Origin of the sequence: Streptococcus mitis, from assembly GCF_009496205.1 — a bacterium.
Classification (GTDB): domain Bacteria; phylum Bacillota; class Bacilli; order Lactobacillales; family Streptococcaceae; genus Streptococcus; species Streptococcus mitis_BN.
This window is the reverse complement of the sequence record NZ_WIJO01000050.1, coordinates 1-15,734: the sequence shown is the minus strand read 5'-3', so window position 1 is coordinate 15,734 and position 15,734 is coordinate 1. Positions and strand designations below refer to the sequence as shown.

General features: G+C 43.1%; 15 protein-coding genes. 14 read left to right on the top strand and 1 reads right to left on the bottom strand.

The features are described from left to right. The first annotated feature begins 541 nt into the window (after window positions 1-541). The 14 genes from GEZ85_RS08140 to purH all read left to right on the top strand — a co-directional run bounded on the left by GEZ85_RS08140 (window position 542) and on the right by purH (window position 15,522). Window positions 542-718 carry a class IIb bacteriocin, lactobin A/cerein 7B family gene (locus GEZ85_RS08140; RefSeq protein WP_125453304.1) on the top strand — a complete coding sequence of 59 codons (177 nt, stop codon included), beginning with the start codon at window positions 542-544 and terminating at the stop codon, window positions 716-718. A 231-nt stretch (window positions 719-949) separates the two neighbouring features. After that, on the top strand, window positions 950-1,120 hold the full coding sequence (locus GEZ85_RS08135) for a H354_08695 family bacteriocin-like peptide (RefSeq protein WP_007522555.1): 171 nt from the start codon (window positions 950-952) through the stop codon (window positions 1,118-1,120). A 39-nt stretch (window positions 1,121-1,159) separates the two neighbouring features. Continuing rightward, complete coding sequence (locus GEZ85_RS08130; RefSeq protein ID WP_125453302.1) at window positions 1,160-1,339, top strand: hypothetical protein; 180 nt, start codon at window positions 1,160-1,162, stop codon at window positions 1,337-1,339. A gap of 378 nt (window positions 1,340-1,717) precedes the next feature. Then, window positions 1,718-1,906 (top strand): hypothetical protein, encoded by a 189-nt coding sequence (locus tag GEZ85_RS10390; protein WP_000757184.1) that lies wholly within the window; start codon window positions 1,718-1,720, stop codon window positions 1,904-1,906. A 312-nt stretch (window positions 1,907-2,218) separates the two neighbouring features. Then, window positions 2,219-4,372, top strand: a complete 2,154-nt coding sequence (comA, locus tag GEZ85_RS08125; protein WP_153210004.1) for a peptide cleavage/export ABC transporter ComA — start codon at window positions 2,219-2,221, stop codon at window positions 4,370-4,372. Between the two features lie 12 nt (window positions 4,373-4,384). Beyond that, window positions 4,385-5,734, top strand: coding sequence for a competence pheromone export protein ComB (comB, locus tag GEZ85_RS08120; RefSeq protein WP_045610806.1), 1,350 nt, complete (start codon window positions 4,385-4,387; stop codon window positions 5,732-5,734). A 169-nt stretch (window positions 5,735-5,903) separates the two neighbouring features. Next, on the top strand, window positions 5,904-6,611 hold the full coding sequence (gene purC / locus GEZ85_RS08115; RefSeq protein ID WP_153210003.1) for a phosphoribosylaminoimidazolesuccinocarboxamide synthase: 708 nt from the start codon (window positions 5,904-5,906) through the stop codon (window positions 6,609-6,611). Window position 6,612: 1 nt separating this feature from the next. After that, a complete protein-coding gene (locus tag GEZ85_RS10560; protein WP_080890703.1) occupies window positions 6,613-6,756 on the top strand; it encodes a phosphoribosylaminoimidazolesuccinocarboxamide synthase in 144 nt (47 codons plus the stop codon). A 56-nt stretch (window positions 6,757-6,812) separates the two neighbouring features. Next, a complete protein-coding gene (locus tag GEZ85_RS08105) occupies window positions 6,813-10,538 on the top strand; it encodes a phosphoribosylformylglycinamidine synthase (RefSeq protein WP_153210002.1) in 3,726 nt (1,241 codons plus the stop codon). A gap of 12 nt (window positions 10,539-10,550) precedes the next feature. Beyond that, window positions 10,551-11,993: an amidophosphoribosyltransferase gene (gene purF, locus GEZ85_RS08100; protein ID WP_153210001.1), complete on the top strand. Its 1,443-nt coding sequence runs from the start codon at window positions 10,551-10,553 to the stop codon at window positions 11,991-11,993. A gap of 216 nt (window positions 11,994-12,209) precedes the next feature. Continuing rightward, entirely contained in the window at window positions 12,210-13,232 is a 1,023-nt protein-coding gene (gene purM / locus GEZ85_RS08095) for a phosphoribosylformylglycinamidine cyclo-ligase (RefSeq protein WP_153210000.1), read from the top strand. Next, a complete protein-coding gene (gene purN / locus GEZ85_RS08090) occupies window positions 13,229-13,774 on the top strand; it encodes a phosphoribosylglycinamide formyltransferase (protein ID WP_153209999.1) in 546 nt (181 codons plus the stop codon). Before purM ends, purN begins: the two co-directional genes overlap by 4 nt. After that, window positions 13,775-13,948 carry a hypothetical protein gene (locus GEZ85_RS10380; RefSeq protein WP_164496992.1) on the top strand — a complete coding sequence of 58 codons (174 nt, stop codon included), beginning with the start codon at window positions 13,775-13,777 and terminating at the stop codon, window positions 13,946-13,948. A gap of 26 nt (window positions 13,949-13,974) precedes the next feature. After that, complete coding sequence (purH, locus tag GEZ85_RS08085; protein WP_153209998.1) at window positions 13,975-15,522, top strand: bifunctional phosphoribosylaminoimidazolecarboxamide formyltransferase/IMP cyclohydrolase; 1,548 nt, start codon at window positions 13,975-13,977, stop codon at window positions 15,520-15,522. Window positions 15,523-15,638: 116 nt separating this feature from the next. Here purH and GEZ85_RS08080 read toward each other — a convergent pair. Continuing rightward, window positions 15,639-15,734: IS3 family transposase (locus GEZ85_RS08080; protein ID WP_133162783.1), on the bottom strand; the 96-nt coding region annotated here is incomplete at its 5' end.

Genomic DNA, 15,734 nt, shown 5'->3' with positions numbered 1-15,734 from the left:
ATATGAATCTTTCTAATGAGTTGTTTAGTCGCTTTTCATTATAGGTCATATGGAACTTTTTTTCTACAACAAAATAGGTTCCATAATATCCATAGGGGATTTACCCACTACAAATATTATAGAGCCTTTTATTGTCAGGAAAAATAAAAAATTTAGAACTTTTAGTGGGAATTACGAATAGATAGATAAGAAAGAAAAAGGAGGAGTATTTATGTATGTGATCGGTTTTTATCCGTGGTTCATTAAATTATTTTTTAAATAAAATTTAATTAATTGTACATTTTCGAATTATTTTTCGAATAAATAAGTGAGAAGAAAAGGAAGGAGATTACGCGATGTATTTACCAATCTTATTGCCATGGTTTATCAAATGGTATTTAAAATAAATGAAATTTACCTGTTCATTTTAAATCACTTCTCAAATAGATAAGTGAGAAGAAAAGGAAGGAAAAGGAATTCAGTAATTAATCTATTCTGGTTTTTAAAATGGTTTAAGAGCAAGAAGTCGTAAACTAAAAAATAGAAATAAAGGAGAAAAAAGATGACAAATTTTGACAAAATGGAACAAAACTTTGTAACTCTTACAGAAGAAGAGTTGATGAATGTAGATGGGGGAGTTTCTTGGGAGGTAGTTTCCGTGGGTATCGCGATTGGCTGGGGAATTTACCAAGTTGGTGAAGCTGCTGGTAAAACATTCTACTATATTACTCATCCATAGTTTTTGATAAATATGAGCAAGAAAGCATTTTGGATTATACTACTCGTTATTACAATTGTAGTGACTGGCATTGGTTTAGGATTGTCTGCATATAATTATTACGTTTTTGATAGACCTTTTTTCAACAGTACTACTAAAGGCCTGTTGTCTGCATTTGTTATGAGTGTATTGATGATTATTATCGGTATATTAAAAGAAAACTAATTTTTATAATTAAAATGGAGGATATATATGTCAAATTTACAAACTATTGAACAAAATTATACTACGTTAAGTGATATTGAATTGCAAGAAGTTGATGGTGGAGGAGTATTACTTGTGGTTGGTGGTGGTATTTTGGCTATCGGACTGTTAGCTTGGGGTGCGTATAATGGTTATCAGTCGGCAGCACGAGGTGGATAAAAAGAAGGTAGATCGTTTTTTAGTAAAAAGGAGTCTTCTATGAAAACATTTTTATTAGGTTTTGCTGAGGGTTATTTTACCGTATCACTCATTATCTACATCGCAACGTATTTGATGTTGAAAAGTCCAATCAATACCCTATTTTATCCAGAAATTTACCCCGTTTTATTTGGGCTCTTTTATCTAGGCTATAAGGTCAATAAAAAGCAAGTAGAGTGAGCAGCTAAGAATGACTTGTTAGTTTGCGCTGAAAATGGTTAGGGTAGAATCTAAGAATGCATCACATCGGAGTTTAAAAAAATCGTAATTTAGAACGGTGTTATCTATTCTGACTTTGAATAGAACATACCAGAGGTGGTTTAGAAATTGAAGTAATAAATAGGATGTCGTAAAGGTTACTATCAATGATTTATTTGTCCCAAGCTTGCCTAGGGTGTCAGTAAAAAATCAATTTCCTTTCATACCATATTTTTAGTAGGTAGGACGTTTGTTCTGCCTATTTTTTGTCCCAAAAAGTGCAGTTGAAGTGTTTATTTGGAGTTTTACATGTATTTTTGATAAAATAGGTGTAGAAATTAGGAGAGTTGAAGAAAAGGAATGAAGAAGGTTTTAAGATATTTTTTAGTCTTTGTTTTTCTATTTTTAATGAATATTTTCATCTTTAAGATACTTGCAACTCTGGGATTTCAGCTGACAATGAGTGAAAAGAGTTATATTGTACCACCGCTGTTTTCGATTATCGTTTTGTATATGATTGACAAAAGAATTAGGAAGAAAAAGAAATAAATATATATATTTTAGGTAGAACGCTTGTTCTGCCTATTTTTTTATCCAAAAAGTACAGTTGGGAGGGGGATAGGCGCATTTGGGGAGGAAGTCCAGTTTTTATTTGGTGTTTGGGGTAAGATAGTTGTTATCAGATGAGTTTATACTCTTCGAAAATCAAATTCAAACCACGTCAACGTCGCCTTGCCGTATATATGTGACTGACTTCGTCAGTCTTATATACAACCTCAAAACAGTGTTTTGAGCAGCCTGCGGCTAGTTTCCTAGTTTGCTCTTTGATTTTCATTGAGTATTAGGGAAAAGGAGATGAATATGAAATTTGGGAAACGTCACTATCGTCCGCAGGTGGATCAGATGGACTGCGGTGTAGCTTCATTGGCCATGATTTTTGGCTACTATGGTAGTTACTATTCTTTGGCTCACTTGCGTGAATTAGCCAAGACGACCATGGATGGGACGACGGCTTTGGGCTTGGTCAAGGTGGCAGAGGAGATTGGCTTTGAGACGCGAGCGATCAAGGCGGATATGACACTCTTTGACTTGCCAGATTTGACCTTTCCTTTTGTTGCCCATGTGCTTAAGGAAGGGAAATTGCTCCACTACTATGTGGTGACTGGGCAGGATAAGGATAGCATTCATATTGCCGATCCAGATCCTGGGGTGAAATTGACCAAACTGCCACGTGAGCGTTTTGCGGAAGAATGGACAGGAGTGACTCTGTTTATGGCACCTAGTCCAGACTACAAGCCTCATAAGGATCAAAAGAATGGTCTGCTCTCTTTTATCCCTATATTAGTGAAGCAGCGTGGCTTGATCGCTAATATCGTTTTGGCAACACTATTGGTAACCGTGATTAACATTGTGGGTTCTTATTATCTGCAGTCTATCATTGATACCTATGTGCCAGATCAGATGCGTTCGACGCTTGGGATTATTTCTATTGGGCTGGTTATCGTCTATATCCTCCAGCAAATCTTGTCTTACGCTCAGGAGTATCTCTTACTTGTTTTGGGGCAACGCTTGTCGATTGATGTGATTTTGTCCTATATCAAGCATGTTTTTCACCTGCCTATGTCCTTTTTTGCGACACGCCGAACAGGGGAAATCGTGTCTCGTTTCACGGATGCTAATAGTATCATTGATGCGCTGGCTTCGACCATTCTTTCGATTTTCCTAGATGTGTCAACGGTTGTCATTATTTCCCTTGTTTTATTTTCACAAAATACCAATCTCTTTTTCATGACTTTATTGGCACTTCCTATCTATACAGTGATTATCTTTGCCTTTATGAAGCCGTTTGAAAAGATGAATCGGGACACTATGGAAGCTAATGCGGTTCTGTCTTCTTCTATCATTGAGGACATTAATGGTATTGAGACTATCAAGTCTTTGACCAGTGAAAGTTCACGATATCAAAAGATTGACAAGGAATTTGTGGATTATCTGAAAAAATCCTTTACCTATAGTCGGGCAGAAAGTCAGCAAAAGGCTCTGAAAAAAGTTGCCCATCTCTTGCTCAATGTCGGCATTCTATGGATGGGGGCTGTTCTGGTCATGGATGGCAAGATGAGTTTAGGGCAGTTGATTACCTATAATACCTTGCTGGTTTATTTTACCAATCCTTTGGAAAATATCATCAATCTGCAAACCAAACTTCAGACAGCGCAGGTTGCCAATAATCGTTTAAATGAAGTGTATCTAGTAGCTTCGGAGTTTGAGGAGAAGAAAACGGTTGAGGATCTGAGCTTGATGAAGGGAGAGATGACCTTCAAGCAGGTTTCCTACAAGTATGGCTATGGTCGAGATGTCTTGTCGGATATCAATTTGACCATTCCCCAAGGCTCTAAGGTGGCTTTTGTGGGGATTTCAGGGTCAGGTAAGACGACCTTGGCCAAGATGATGGTTAATTTTTACGACCCAAGTCAGGGAGAGATTAGTCTGGGTGGTGTCAATCTCAATCAGATTGATAAAAAGACTCTGCGCCAGTATATTAACTATCTGCCTCAACAGCCCTATGTCTTTAACGGAACGATTTTGGAGAATCTTCTCCTTGGAGCCAAGGAAGGGACGACTCAAAAGGATATCTTACGGGCGGTCGAATTGGCAGAGATTCGGGAGGACATTGAGCGCATGCCACTGAATTACCAGACAGAATTGACTTCGGATGGGGCAGGGATCTCAGGTGGTCAACGTCAGAGAATTGCTCTGGCGCGTGCTCTCTTGACAGATGCGCCGGTCTTGATTTTGGATGAGGCAACTAGCAGTTTGGATATTTTAACAGAGAAGCGGATTGTCGATAATCTCATGGCTTTAGACAAGACCTTGATTTTCATTGCCCACCGCTTGACCATTGCTGAGCGGACAGAGAAGGTTGTTGTCTTGGATCAGGGCAAGATTGTCGAAGAAGGAAAACATGCTGATTTGCTTGCACAGGGTGGTTTTTACGCACATTTGGTGAATAGCTAGAAAGAGGAGAGAATGAAACCAGAATTTTTAGAAAGTGCGGAGTTTTATAATCGTCGTTACCATAATTTTTCCAGTCGGGTGATTGTCCCCATGTCCCTTCTGCTCGTGTTTTTACTTGGCTTTGCAATATTTGCAGAGAAGGAGATGAGTTTGTCTACTAGAGCTACTGTCGAGCCTAGTCGTATCCTTGCAAATATCCAGTCAACTAGCAATAATCGCATTCTTGTTAATCATTTGGAAGAAAATAAGCTGGTTAAAAAGGGAGAACTGTTGGTTCAATATCAAGAAGGGGCAGAGGGTGTCCAAGCGGAGGCCTATGCTAGTCAGTTGGACATGCTCAAGGATCAAAAAAAGCAATTGGAGTATTTGCAAAAGAGTCTGCAAGAAGGGGAGAACCACTTTCCAGAGGAGGATAAGTTTGGCTACCAAGCCACCTTTCGCGACTATCTCAGCCAAGCGGCTAGTCTTAGGGCTAGTACATCGCAACAAAATGAGACCATCGCGTCCCAGAATGCAGCAGCTAGTCAAACCCAAGCCGAAATCGGCAATCTCATCAGGCAAACAGAAGCTAAAATTCGCGATTACCAGACAGCTAAGTCAGCTATTGAAACAGGTGCTTCCTTGGCCAGTCAGAATCTAGCCTACTCTCTCTACCAGTCCTACAAGTCTCAGGGCGAGGAAAATCCGCAAGCTAAATCTCAGGCTGTTGCGCAGGTTGAAGCACAGCTTTCTCAGTTAGAATCTAGTCTTGCTACTTACCGTGTTCAGTATGCAGGTTCAGGTACCCAGCAAGCCTATGCGTCAGGCTTAAGCAATCAATTAGAGTCCCTTAAATCCCAACATTTGGCTAAGGTCGGTCAGGAATTGACCCTTCTAGACCAGAAAATCTTGGAGGCAGAGTCAGGTAAGAAGGTACAGGGAAATCTTTTAGACAAGGGGAAAATTACGGCGAGTGAGGATGGGGTGCTTCATCTTAATCCTGAGACCAGTGATTCTACCATGGTAGCAGAAGGTACCCTACTAGCCCAACTCTATCCGTCCTTGGAAAAAGAAGGGAAAGCCAAACTAACAGCTTATCTTAGTTCAAAGGATGTAGCAAGGATCAAGGTCGGTGATTCTGTTCGCTATACGACGACTCATGATGCCAAGAATCAACTTTTCCTAGATTCTACTATTACAAGTATTGATGCGACAGCTACTAAGACTGAAAAAGGGAATTTCTTTAAAATCGAGGCGGAGACTAATCTAACTTCGGAGCAGGCTGAAAAACTTCGATATGGGGTGGAAGGTCGCCTGCAGATGATTACGGGCAAGAAAAGTTACCTACGTTATTATTTGGATCAATTTTTGAACAAAGAGTAATGTTCGTATTTTTAGAGTTAAATGATTTTAAAACTGTGAGAAAGATACTTCTTGCAGTTTTTTCTTTATGATTTTTGAGCTTCCTCCATCTTTTATTCGGTTAAATTCTTGTAATTTTAGGTTTTTTGTGGTAGAATGTGCTCAAGTAATACGAAAGGCGAACTTTAAAATGTCAAAACAATTGATCTATTCGGGAAAAGCTAAAGATATCTATACAACAGAGGATGAAAATCTTATTATTTCAACTTACAAGGACCAGGCGACTGCTTTCAACGGTGTTAAGAAGGAGCAGATTGCGGGTAAGGGAGTGTTGAATAATCAGATTTCATCTTTTATTTTTGAGAAATTAAATGCGGCGGGTGTGGCGACTCACTTTGTGGAGAAACTTTCGGACACGGAACAACTCAATAAAAAGGTTGAGATTATTCCTCTCGAGGTCGTGCTCCGCAACTATACTGCTGGTTCTTTTTCAAAACGTTTTGGTGTGGATGAGGGAATCGCCTTGGAGACTCCGATTGTCGAATTTTACTACAAAAATGATGATTTGGATGATCCATTTATCAATGATGAGCATGTGAAATTCCTACAGATTGCCGATGATCAGCAGATTGCCTACTTGAAGGAAGAAACTCGTCGTATCAATGAACTTTTGAAGGTCTGGTTTGCTGAGATTGGGCTTAAGTTGATTGACTTTAAGCTAGAGTTCGGTTTTGACAAGGATGGCAAGATTATCTTGGCAGATGAATTTTCACCAGATAACTGCCGTTTGTGGGATGCGGATGGCAACCACATGGATAAGGATGTTTTCCGTAGAGGATTGGGAGAACTAACAGATGTTTACGAGATCGTCTGGGAAAAGTTGCAGGGGTTGAAATAATCTGTTTGCAACGGAAAACCTTCGTCTCTCAACTAAAAGGACTCAGGCTGAAAAGGTCCCCCAGACCTTTTCACTCCGTAGGGGATTAGGAGAACTAACAGACGTTTACGAAGTTGTCTGGGAGAAGTTGCAGGAATTGAAATAACAGCCTCAAGGCTGTTTAGGAATATTGCAAGAGCTGAAAAAAAGGAATAAGGATTGATGGATAAACGTATTTTTGTTGAAAAAAAGGCTGATTTTCAGGTCAAGTCAGAGAGTTTGGTTAGAGAACTCCAGCACAACTTGGGACTTTCAAGTTTGAAAAGTATTCGTATTGTGCAAGTGTATGATGTATTTGATTTGGCAGAGGACTTGTTTGCGCCTGCGGAGAAACACATCTTCTCTGAGCAGGTGACGGATCATGTCTTGGATGAAGCGGCCGTGCAGGCGGATCTTGCCAACTATGCTTTCTTTGCCATTGAAAGCCTGCCTGGGCAATTTGATCAGCGTGCGGCTTCTTCACAGGAAGCCTTGCTTTTACTGGGAAGTTCGAGTGATGTAACAGTCAACACAGCCCAACTGTACTTGGTCAATAAAGATATTGATGCGACGGAGTTAGAAGCAGTCAAAAACTACTTGCTCAATCCAGTTGATTCTCGTTTCAAGGACATCACGACAGGGGTTGCCAAGCAGGAATTTTCAGAGTCGGACAAGACCATTCCCAAATTGACTTTCTTTGAAAGCTATACAGCAGAAGACTTTGCCCGCTACAAGGCCGAGCAAGGGATGGCTATGGAAGTGGATGATTTGCTCTTTATCCAAGACTACTTCAAGTCAATCGGGCGCGTGCCGACGGAAACAGAGCTCAAAGTTTTGGACACTTACTGGTCTGACCACTGCCGTCACACAACATTCGAGACTGAGTTGAAAAACATTGATTTTTCAGCTTCTAAATTCCAAAAACAATTGCAGTCAACATATGACAAGTATATTGCCATGCGTGATGAGTTGGGGCGTTCTGAAAAACCGCAAACCTTGATGGATATGGCGACTATTTTCGGTCGTTATGAGCGTATCAATGGTCGTTTGGATGACATGGAAGTGTCAGACGAAATCAATGCTTGTTCGGTCGAGATCGAAGTGGACGTTGATGGTGTCAAGGAACCTTGGCTCCTCATGTTCAAGAATGAAACCCACAACCACCCGACAGAAATCGAACCATTTGGTGGTGCTGCAACCTGTATCGGTGGTGCCATTCGTGACCCATTGTCAGGTCGTTCATATGTCTACCAAGCCATGCGTATCTCAGGTGCTGGTGATATTACAGCGCCGATTTCGGAAACTCGCGCTGGGAAATTGCCACAACAGGTCATTTCTAAGACAGCGGCTCACGGTTATTCTTCGTATGGGAACCAGATTGGGCTTGCGACGACCTACGTTCGTGAATATTTCCACTCAGGCTTTGTAGCTAAACGCATGGAGCTAGGTGCTGTTGTCGGTGCTGCTCCTAAGGGCAATGTTGTCCGTGAAAAACCGGAAGCGGGTGATGTGATTATCTTGCTCGGTGGTAAGACTGGACGTGATGGTGTCGGGGGTGCGACGGGATCTTCTAAGGTTCAAACGGTTGAGTCTGTAGAGACTGCTGGTGCTGAGGTTCAAAAGGGAAATGCTATCGAAGAGCGCAAGATTCAGCGTCTTTTCCGCAATGGTGCTGTCACTCGTCTCATCAAGAAATCCAATGACTTTGGAGCAGGCGGAGTCTGTGTGGCTATCGGTGAATTGGCAGATGGTCTTGAAATCGACCTTAATAAAGTGCCTCTTAAATACCAAGGTTTGAATGGTACAGAAATTGCCATCTCTGAATCACAAGAACGGATGGCGGTCGTGGTTCGTCCTGAAGACGTAGATACCTTTGTTGCCGAATGTAACAAAGAAAATATTGACGCTGTTGTGGTTGCGACAGTGACTGAAAAACCAAATCTTGTCATGCACTGGAATGGTGAAACGATTGTCGACTTGGAACGCCGTTTCCTTGATACAAACGGTGTGCGTGTAGTCGTTGATGCCAAGGTTGTGGACAAGGATGTCAAACTTCCAGAAGAGCGTACAACAAGCGCTGACACACTTGAAGCAGATACCCTTGCGGTTCTGTCTGATTTGAACCATGCGAGTCAAAAAGGATTGCAAACCATCTTTGACTGTTCGGTCGGTCGCTCAACGGTTAATCACCCACTTGGTGGTCGTTACCAACTCACACCAACTGAGGCATCTGTGCAGAAATTGCCAGTTCAACACGGTGTGACTCATACTGCGTCAGTCATGGCTCAAGGATTCAACCCATATGTAGCTGAATGGTCTCCATACCACGGTGCTGCCTATGGGGTTATCGAAGCAACTGCTCGTTTGGTGGCTGCTGGTGCAGACTGGTCTAAGGCTCGTTTTTCTTACCAAGAGTATTTCGAGCGTATGGATAAACAAGCAGAGCGTTTCGGTCAGCCAGTAGCCGCCCTTCTAGGCTCTATCGAAGCACAAATCCAACTTGGCTTGCCATCTATCGGTGGTAAGGACTCCATGTCTGGGACCTTTGAAGAATTGACCGTACCACCAACCTTGGTAGCCTTTGGAGTGACGACGGCAGATAGCCGGAAGGTACTCTCTCCTGAGTTCAAAGCTGCTGGTGAAAACATCTACTACATCCCAGGTCAAGCCCTCTCTGCAGAGATTGATTTTGACTTGATTAAGTCTAACTTTGCTCAATTTGAAGCCATCCAAGCTGATCACAAAGTAACATCTGCATCAGCTGTTAAATACGGCGGTGTCCTTGAAAGCTTGGCTCTTGCTACCTTTGGGAACCATATCGGTGCAGAGGTGACCTTGCCTGAACTTGAAACAGCTTTGACAGCACAATTAGGCGGATTTGTCTTCACTTCTCCTGAAGAAATCGCTGGAGTAGAGAAGATTGGACAAACAAGCGCAGACTTTACACTCCTTGTCAACGGTGTGAAGCTAGATGGACACAAACTTGACAGTGCCTTCCAAGGCAAACTGGAAGAAGTTTACCCAACAGAATTTGCTCAAGCGAAAGAATTGGCTGAAGTGCCAGCTGTCGCTTCTAGCAAAGTCATCAAATCAAAAGAAACCATTGAAAAACCTGTGGTTTACATCCCAGTCTTCCCAGGAACTAACTCAGAATATGACTCATCTAAGGCCTTTGAGAAAGAAGGTGCAGAGGTCAACTTGGTGCCATTTGTGACCTTGAATGAAGATGCTATTGTCAAGTCAGTCGAAACTATGGTTGACAACATCGGCAAGGCTAACATTCTCTTCTTTGCCGGTGGATTCTCAGCTGCGGATGAACCAGATGGTTCAGCCAAGTTCATTGTCAATATTCTGCTCAATGAAAAAGTCCGTGTAGCTATTGATAGCTTTATCGCCCGTGGTGGCTTGATTATTGGTATCTGTAATGGATTCCAGGCTTTGGTCAAATCAGGCCTCCTACCATACGGGAACTTCGAAGATGCTACTAGTACTAGCCCAACCCTCTTCTACAATGATGCCAACCAGCACGTAGCCAAGATGGTGGAAACTCGTATTGCCAATACCAACTCACCATGGTTGGCTGGCGTGCAGGTGGGTGATATCCACGCTATTCCTGTTTCGCACGGTGAAGGGAAGTTTGTCGTGACGGCTGAGGAATTTGCAGAGCTCCGTGACAATGGACAAATTTTCAGCCAATACGTTGACTTTGACGGAAAACCAAGCATGGACTCTAAGTACAATCCTAATGGTTCTGTAAATGCCATCGAAGGAATTACCAGCAAGAATGGTCAAATCATCGGTAAGATGGGACACTCAGAACGTTATGAAGACGGTCTTTTCCAAAACATCCCAGGAAATAAAGACCAACACCTATTCGCGTCAGCGGTGCGTTATTTCACAGGGAAATAAAAGGTATATAAAATGACATACGAAGTAAAATCTCTTAATGAAGAATGTGGTGTTTTCGGTATCTGGGGACATCCAGATGCTGCTAAATTGACCTATTTTGGTCTCCACAGTCTTCAGCACCGTGGTCAGGAGGGGGCAGGAATCCTCTCTAATGACCAAGGACAATTGAAGCGCCATCGTGACATGGGCCTTTTATCAGAAGTATTCAGAAATCCTGCTAATTTGGATAAATTGACAGGAACTGGTGCGATTGGGCATGTTCGTTACGCGACTGCTGGCGAAGCTTCTGTAGATAACATCCAGCCCTTCCTCTTCCGTTTTCATGATATGCAGTTTGGACTTGCTCACAACGGAAACTTGACCAATGCTGCCTCTCTCAAGAAAGAATTGGAGGAAAGAGGAGCGATTTTCAGCGCGACTTCGGACTCGGAAATCTTGGCTCACCTCATTCGTCGCAGTCACAATCCGAACTTGATGGGCAAAATCAAGGAGGCGCTCAGCCTAGTTAAAGGTGGTTTTGCCTATATTCTGCTGTTTGAGGACAAGTTGATTGCTGCTCTTGATCCTAATGGTTTCCGACCGCTTTCGATCGGGAAAATGGGCAACGGAGCGGTGGTGGTGTCCTCTGAAACTTGCGCTTTTGAAGTCATTGGTGCTGAGTGGATTCGTGATTTGAAGCCAGGTGAGATTGTGATCATTGATGACAAGGGCATCCAGTATGACAGCTATACAGATGATACCCAGTTGGCGATTTGTTCAATGGAGTATATCTACTTTGCTCGTCCTGATTCTAATATCCACGGTGTCAATGTTCATACAGCTCGTAAGCGTATGGGAGCGCAATTAGCGCGTGAATTTAAGCATGAGGCAGATATCGTGGTCGGTGTGCCCAATTCTTCCCTCAGCGCGGCTATGGGATTTGCAGAAGAATCTGGTCTGCCAAATGAAATGGGTCTGATCAAGAACCAATACACACAACGCACCTTTATCCAACCGACTCAAGAATTGCGGGAGCAAGGGGTGCGGATGAAACTCTCTGCTGTTTCGGGTGTTGTTAAAGGCAAGCGTGTGGTTATGATTGATGACTCTATTGTACGTGGAACAACCTCTCGTCGTATCGTTCAGCTTTTGAAAGAAGCAGGTGCTACTGAGGTTCACGTTGCTATCGGTAGTCCAGCGCTAGCTTATCCGTGCTTCTACGGGATTGATATCCAGACCCGTCAGGAACTGATTGCGGCTAATCATACGGTCGAAGAAACTCGCCAAATCATTGGAGCCGACAGTCTGACCTATCTTTCTGTTGAGGGATTGATTGATTCGATTGGTATTGAAACAGACGCACCAAATGGTGGTCTCTGTGTCGCTTACTTTGACGGTGACTACCCAACACCTCTCTACGACTATGAAGAAGACTATCGTCGGAGTTTGGAAGAGAAGACTAGTTTTTACAAGTAGGCGTCAGATTCTCCATTAAAGAAAAGAAATAAATAAGTGACAAATAAAAATGCTTATGCCTCACGTCTCACTACTGACGAAAAGCTAAAGCATTTGTCAGTAGACGCTTTCTCCTATGGGACCAAAGCTAGAGACCTGACTAGTATTTTTAGATAAAATAATTGTTTATCTAAAAATACGTCGCAGTCTTTCTCAAAAAAAGAAAAGGATTAAAAAATGACAAATAAGAATGCGTACGCTCAATCGGGTGTAGACGTTGAAGCGGGTTATGAAGTTGTTGAACGGATTAAAAAGCACGTGGCTCGTACGGAGCGTGCAGGTGTCATGGGAGCTCTTGGTGGTTTTGGTGGCATGTTTGACCTTTCAAAAACAGGGGTTAAAGAACCCGTCTTGATTTCAGGGACTGACGGTGTTGGAACCAAGCTCATGCTGGCAATTAAGTACGACAAGCACGATACCATCGGTCAGGACTGTGTGGCCATGTGTGTCAACGACATCATCGCTGCAGGTGCGGAGCCCCTCTATTTTCTTGACTATGTCGCAACTGGTAAGAATGAACCAGCCAAGCTAGAACAAGTAGTCGCTGGTGTTGCAGAAGGTTGTGTGCAGGCAGGTGCTGCTCTTATCGGTGGGGAAACAGCTGAAATGCCTGGTATGTACGGCGCAGATGATTACGATCTAGCTGGTTTTGCAGTCGGCGTGGCTGAAAAATCTCAAATCATTGATGGTACAAAAGTAGCTGAAGGCGATGTCCTTCTCGGACTTGCTTCAAGTGGTATTCACTCAAATGGTTACTCACTCGTTCGTCGTGTCTTTGCGGACTATACAGGTGAGGAAGTCTTGCCAGAATTGGAAGGCAAGAAACTCAAGGACGTTCTTCTTGAGCCAACACGTATCTATGTCAAGGCTGTTTTGCCCCTCATCAAGGAAGAGTTGGTCAACGGCATTGCCCACATCACTGGTGGAGGCTTTATCGAAAATGTCCCTCGTATGTTTGCGACTGACCTGGCTGCTGAGATTGAGGAAAGCAAGGTACCAGTTTTACCGATTTTCAAAGCCCTTGAAAAATACGGTCAAATCAAACACGAAGAAATGTTTGAAATCTTCAATATGGGTGTGGGACTCATGTTGGCAGTTAGCCCTGAAAATGTAGGTCGTGTCAAAGAATTGCTGGATGAACCAGTCTATGAAATTGGTCGCATCGTCAAGAAAGAAAACGAAAGTGTCATCATCAAATGAAAAAAATAGCGGTTTTTGCCTCTGGTAATGGCTCAAATTTTCAGGTGATTGCCGAAGAATTTCCAGTGGAGTTTGTTTTTTCAGACCATCGTGACGCCTATGTGCTCGAGCGTGCAGACAAGCTTGGCACTTTGTCCTATGCTTTTGAACTCAAGGAGTTTGAGAGCAAGGCAGACTACGAAGCAGCCCTTGTCGAACTCTTGGAAGAACACCAGATTGACTTGATTTGCCTAGCAGGCTACATGAAAATCGTAGGGCCAACCTTATTGGCGGCTTATGAAGGTCGGATTGTCAACATTCATCCAGCCTACCTGCCCGAATTTCCAGGAGCTCATGGAATTGAGGATGCTTGGAATGCTGGCGTTGCTGAGAGCGGCGTGACCATTCACTGGGTGGATTCTGGTGTGGATACAGGTAAGGTTATCAAGCAAGTACGTGTGCCAAGGCTGGCTGATGATACCATCGAAAGCTTTGAAACTCGCATTCATGAGGCAGAGTACAAGTTGTATCCGGAAGTTATTAGAGAATTGTTGGACAAATAAATGAAAAAATGGTTGGAAACATTTGCTTTGATTAGCTTGGTAATCGTTCTACGTTTACTGGTAAATTTCTTCTTCCCAGAGTTTCCCTATTGGGGGAGATTTTTACTGACAGTGATTTTAGGAGTCTTGGTAATCGTCTCCCTATACTTTATGAAAAGAAAATTGCCTAAGTAGAGAGTTTGAAAATGAAAGGAAGTAACATGACTAAACGCGCCTTAATCAGCGTCTCAGACAAAGCGGGCATTGTTGAATTTGCCCAAGAACTTAAAAAACTTGGTTGGGAGATTATCTCGACAGGTGGAACCAAGGTTGCCCTTGATAATGCTGGAGTAGATACTATTGCGATTGATGATGTGACCGGTTTTCCAGAGATGATGGACGGTCGTGTTAAGACCCTTCATCCAAATATACACGGTGGACTCCTCGCTCGTCGGGATTTGGCTAGTCACCTGGAAGCGGCCAAAGACAATCAAATCGAGCTCATTGACCTTGTAGTGGTCAATCTCTATCCCTTTAAAGAAACGATTCTTAAACCAGACGTAACTTACGCTGATGCAGTTGAAAACATCGATATCGGTGGGCCATCTATGCTTCGCTCGGCAGCGAAGAATCATGCCAGCGTAACAGTTGTTGTAGACCCAGAGGATTATGCTGTGATTCTTGACGAGTTGTCAGCCAATGGTGAAACTACTTACGAAACTCGTCAACGTCTGGCAGCCAAGGTTTTCCGTCACACAGCAGCTTATGATGCCTTGATTGCAGAGTACTTCACAGCTCAAGTGGGTGAAGTAAAACCTGAAAAACTGACCTTGACCTATGACCTCAAGCAAGCCATGCGTTACGGTGAAAACCCTCAGCAGGACGCGGACTTTTACCAGAAAGCCTTGCCGACTGATTACTCCATTGCTTCAGCCAAACAGCTCAACGGTAAGGAATTGTCCTTTAACAATATCCGTGATGCTGACGCTGCCATTCGTATTATTCGCGATTTCAAAGACCTTCCAACAGTTGTAGCTCTCAAACACATGAATCCATGCGGTATCGGTCAAGCTGATGATATCGGAACTGCATGGGACTACGCTTATGAGTCTGACCCAGTGTCTATCTTCGGTGGAATCGTCGTTCTTAACCGTGAGGTGGATGCTGCGACTGCTGAGAAGATGCACGGAGTTTTCCTTGAAATCATCATCGCACCAAGCTATACGGATGAAGCGCTAGCCATTTTGACCAACAAAAAGAAAAACTTGCGCATCCTTGCCTTGCCATTTGATGCTCAAGAGGCTAGTGAAGTGGAAGCAGAGTACACAGGTGTGGTTGGTGGTCTCCTTGTTCAAAACCAAGACGTGGTCAAGGAAAGCCCGGCTGACTGGCAAGTGGTGACCAAACGCCAACCAACGGAGACAGAGGCGACTGCCCTTGAGTTTGCATGGAAGGCTATCAAGTATGTCAAATCAAACGGCATCATCGTGACAAACGACCACATGACACTTGGTGTTGGCCCAGGTCAAACCAACCGTGTGGCTTCAGTCCGTATCGCCATCGAACAAGCTAAAGACCGCCTTGACGGCGCTGTTCTTGCTTCTGATGCCTTCTTCCCATTTGCGGATAACGTGGAAGAAATTGCCAAAGCAGGAATTAAGGCCATCATCCAGCCTGGAGGCTCAGTCCGTGACCAAGAGTCTATCGAAGCTGCGGATAAATACGGCTTGACTATGGTCTTCACAGGTGTGAGACATTTTAGACATTAATTTTTGAAATAATGGAGTGTGGTTGGGAAAAAAGTCCATGAAATCAGAAAAACGCATAGTATCAGGTGTTGAAAAAACTTGAAACTGTACTGACCCCAAAAAGTTAGACAATTAATTTATCCGAAGGATTTAGTTCTGTATTGTACAGGGCTAAGTCCTTTTAGTTTTACCTTAATTCGTTTATTGTTGTAGTAATCAATATAGTCTACAAT

What these genes read in the sequence shown, in the direction of transcription:
- GEZ85_RS08140 (WP_125453304.1), top strand. Translation starts at nt 542, where the DNA reads ATGACAAATTTTGACAAAATGGAACAAAACTTTGTAACTCTTACAGAA.
- GEZ85_RS08135 (WP_007522555.1), top strand. Translation starts at nt 950, where the DNA reads ATGTCAAATTTACAAACTATTGAACAAAATTATACTACGTTAAGTGAT.
- GEZ85_RS08130 (WP_125453302.1), top strand. Translation starts at nt 1,160, where the DNA reads ATGAAAACATTTTTATTAGGTTTTGCTGAGGGTTATTTTACCGTATCA.
- GEZ85_RS10390 (WP_000757184.1), top strand. Translation starts at nt 1,718, where the DNA reads ATGAAGAAGGTTTTAAGATATTTTTTAGTCTTTGTTTTTCTATTTTTA.
- comA (WP_153210004.1), top strand. Translation starts at nt 2,219, where the DNA reads ATGAAATTTGGGAAACGTCACTATCGTCCGCAGGTGGATCAGATGGAC.
- comB (WP_045610806.1), top strand. Translation starts at nt 4,385, where the DNA reads ATGAAACCAGAATTTTTAGAAAGTGCGGAGTTTTATAATCGTCGTTAC.
- purC (WP_153210003.1), top strand. Translation starts at nt 5,904, where the DNA reads ATGTCAAAACAATTGATCTATTCGGGAAAAGCTAAAGATATCTATACA.
- GEZ85_RS08105 (WP_153210002.1), top strand. Translation starts at nt 6,813, where the DNA reads ATGGATAAACGTATTTTTGTTGAAAAAAAGGCTGATTTTCAGGTCAAG.
- purF (WP_153210001.1), top strand. Translation starts at nt 10,551, where the DNA reads ATGACATACGAAGTAAAATCTCTTAATGAAGAATGTGGTGTTTTCGGT.
- purM (WP_153210000.1), top strand. Translation starts at nt 12,210, where the DNA reads ATGACAAATAAGAATGCGTACGCTCAATCGGGTGTAGACGTTGAAGCG.
- purN (WP_153209999.1), top strand. Translation starts at nt 13,229, where the DNA reads ATGAAAAAAATAGCGGTTTTTGCCTCTGGTAATGGCTCAAATTTTCAG.
- GEZ85_RS10380 (WP_164496992.1), top strand. Translation starts at nt 13,775, where the DNA reads ATGAAAAAATGGTTGGAAACATTTGCTTTGATTAGCTTGGTAATCGTT.
- purH (WP_153209998.1), top strand. Translation starts at nt 13,975, where the DNA reads ATGACTAAACGCGCCTTAATCAGCGTCTCAGACAAAGCGGGCATTGTT.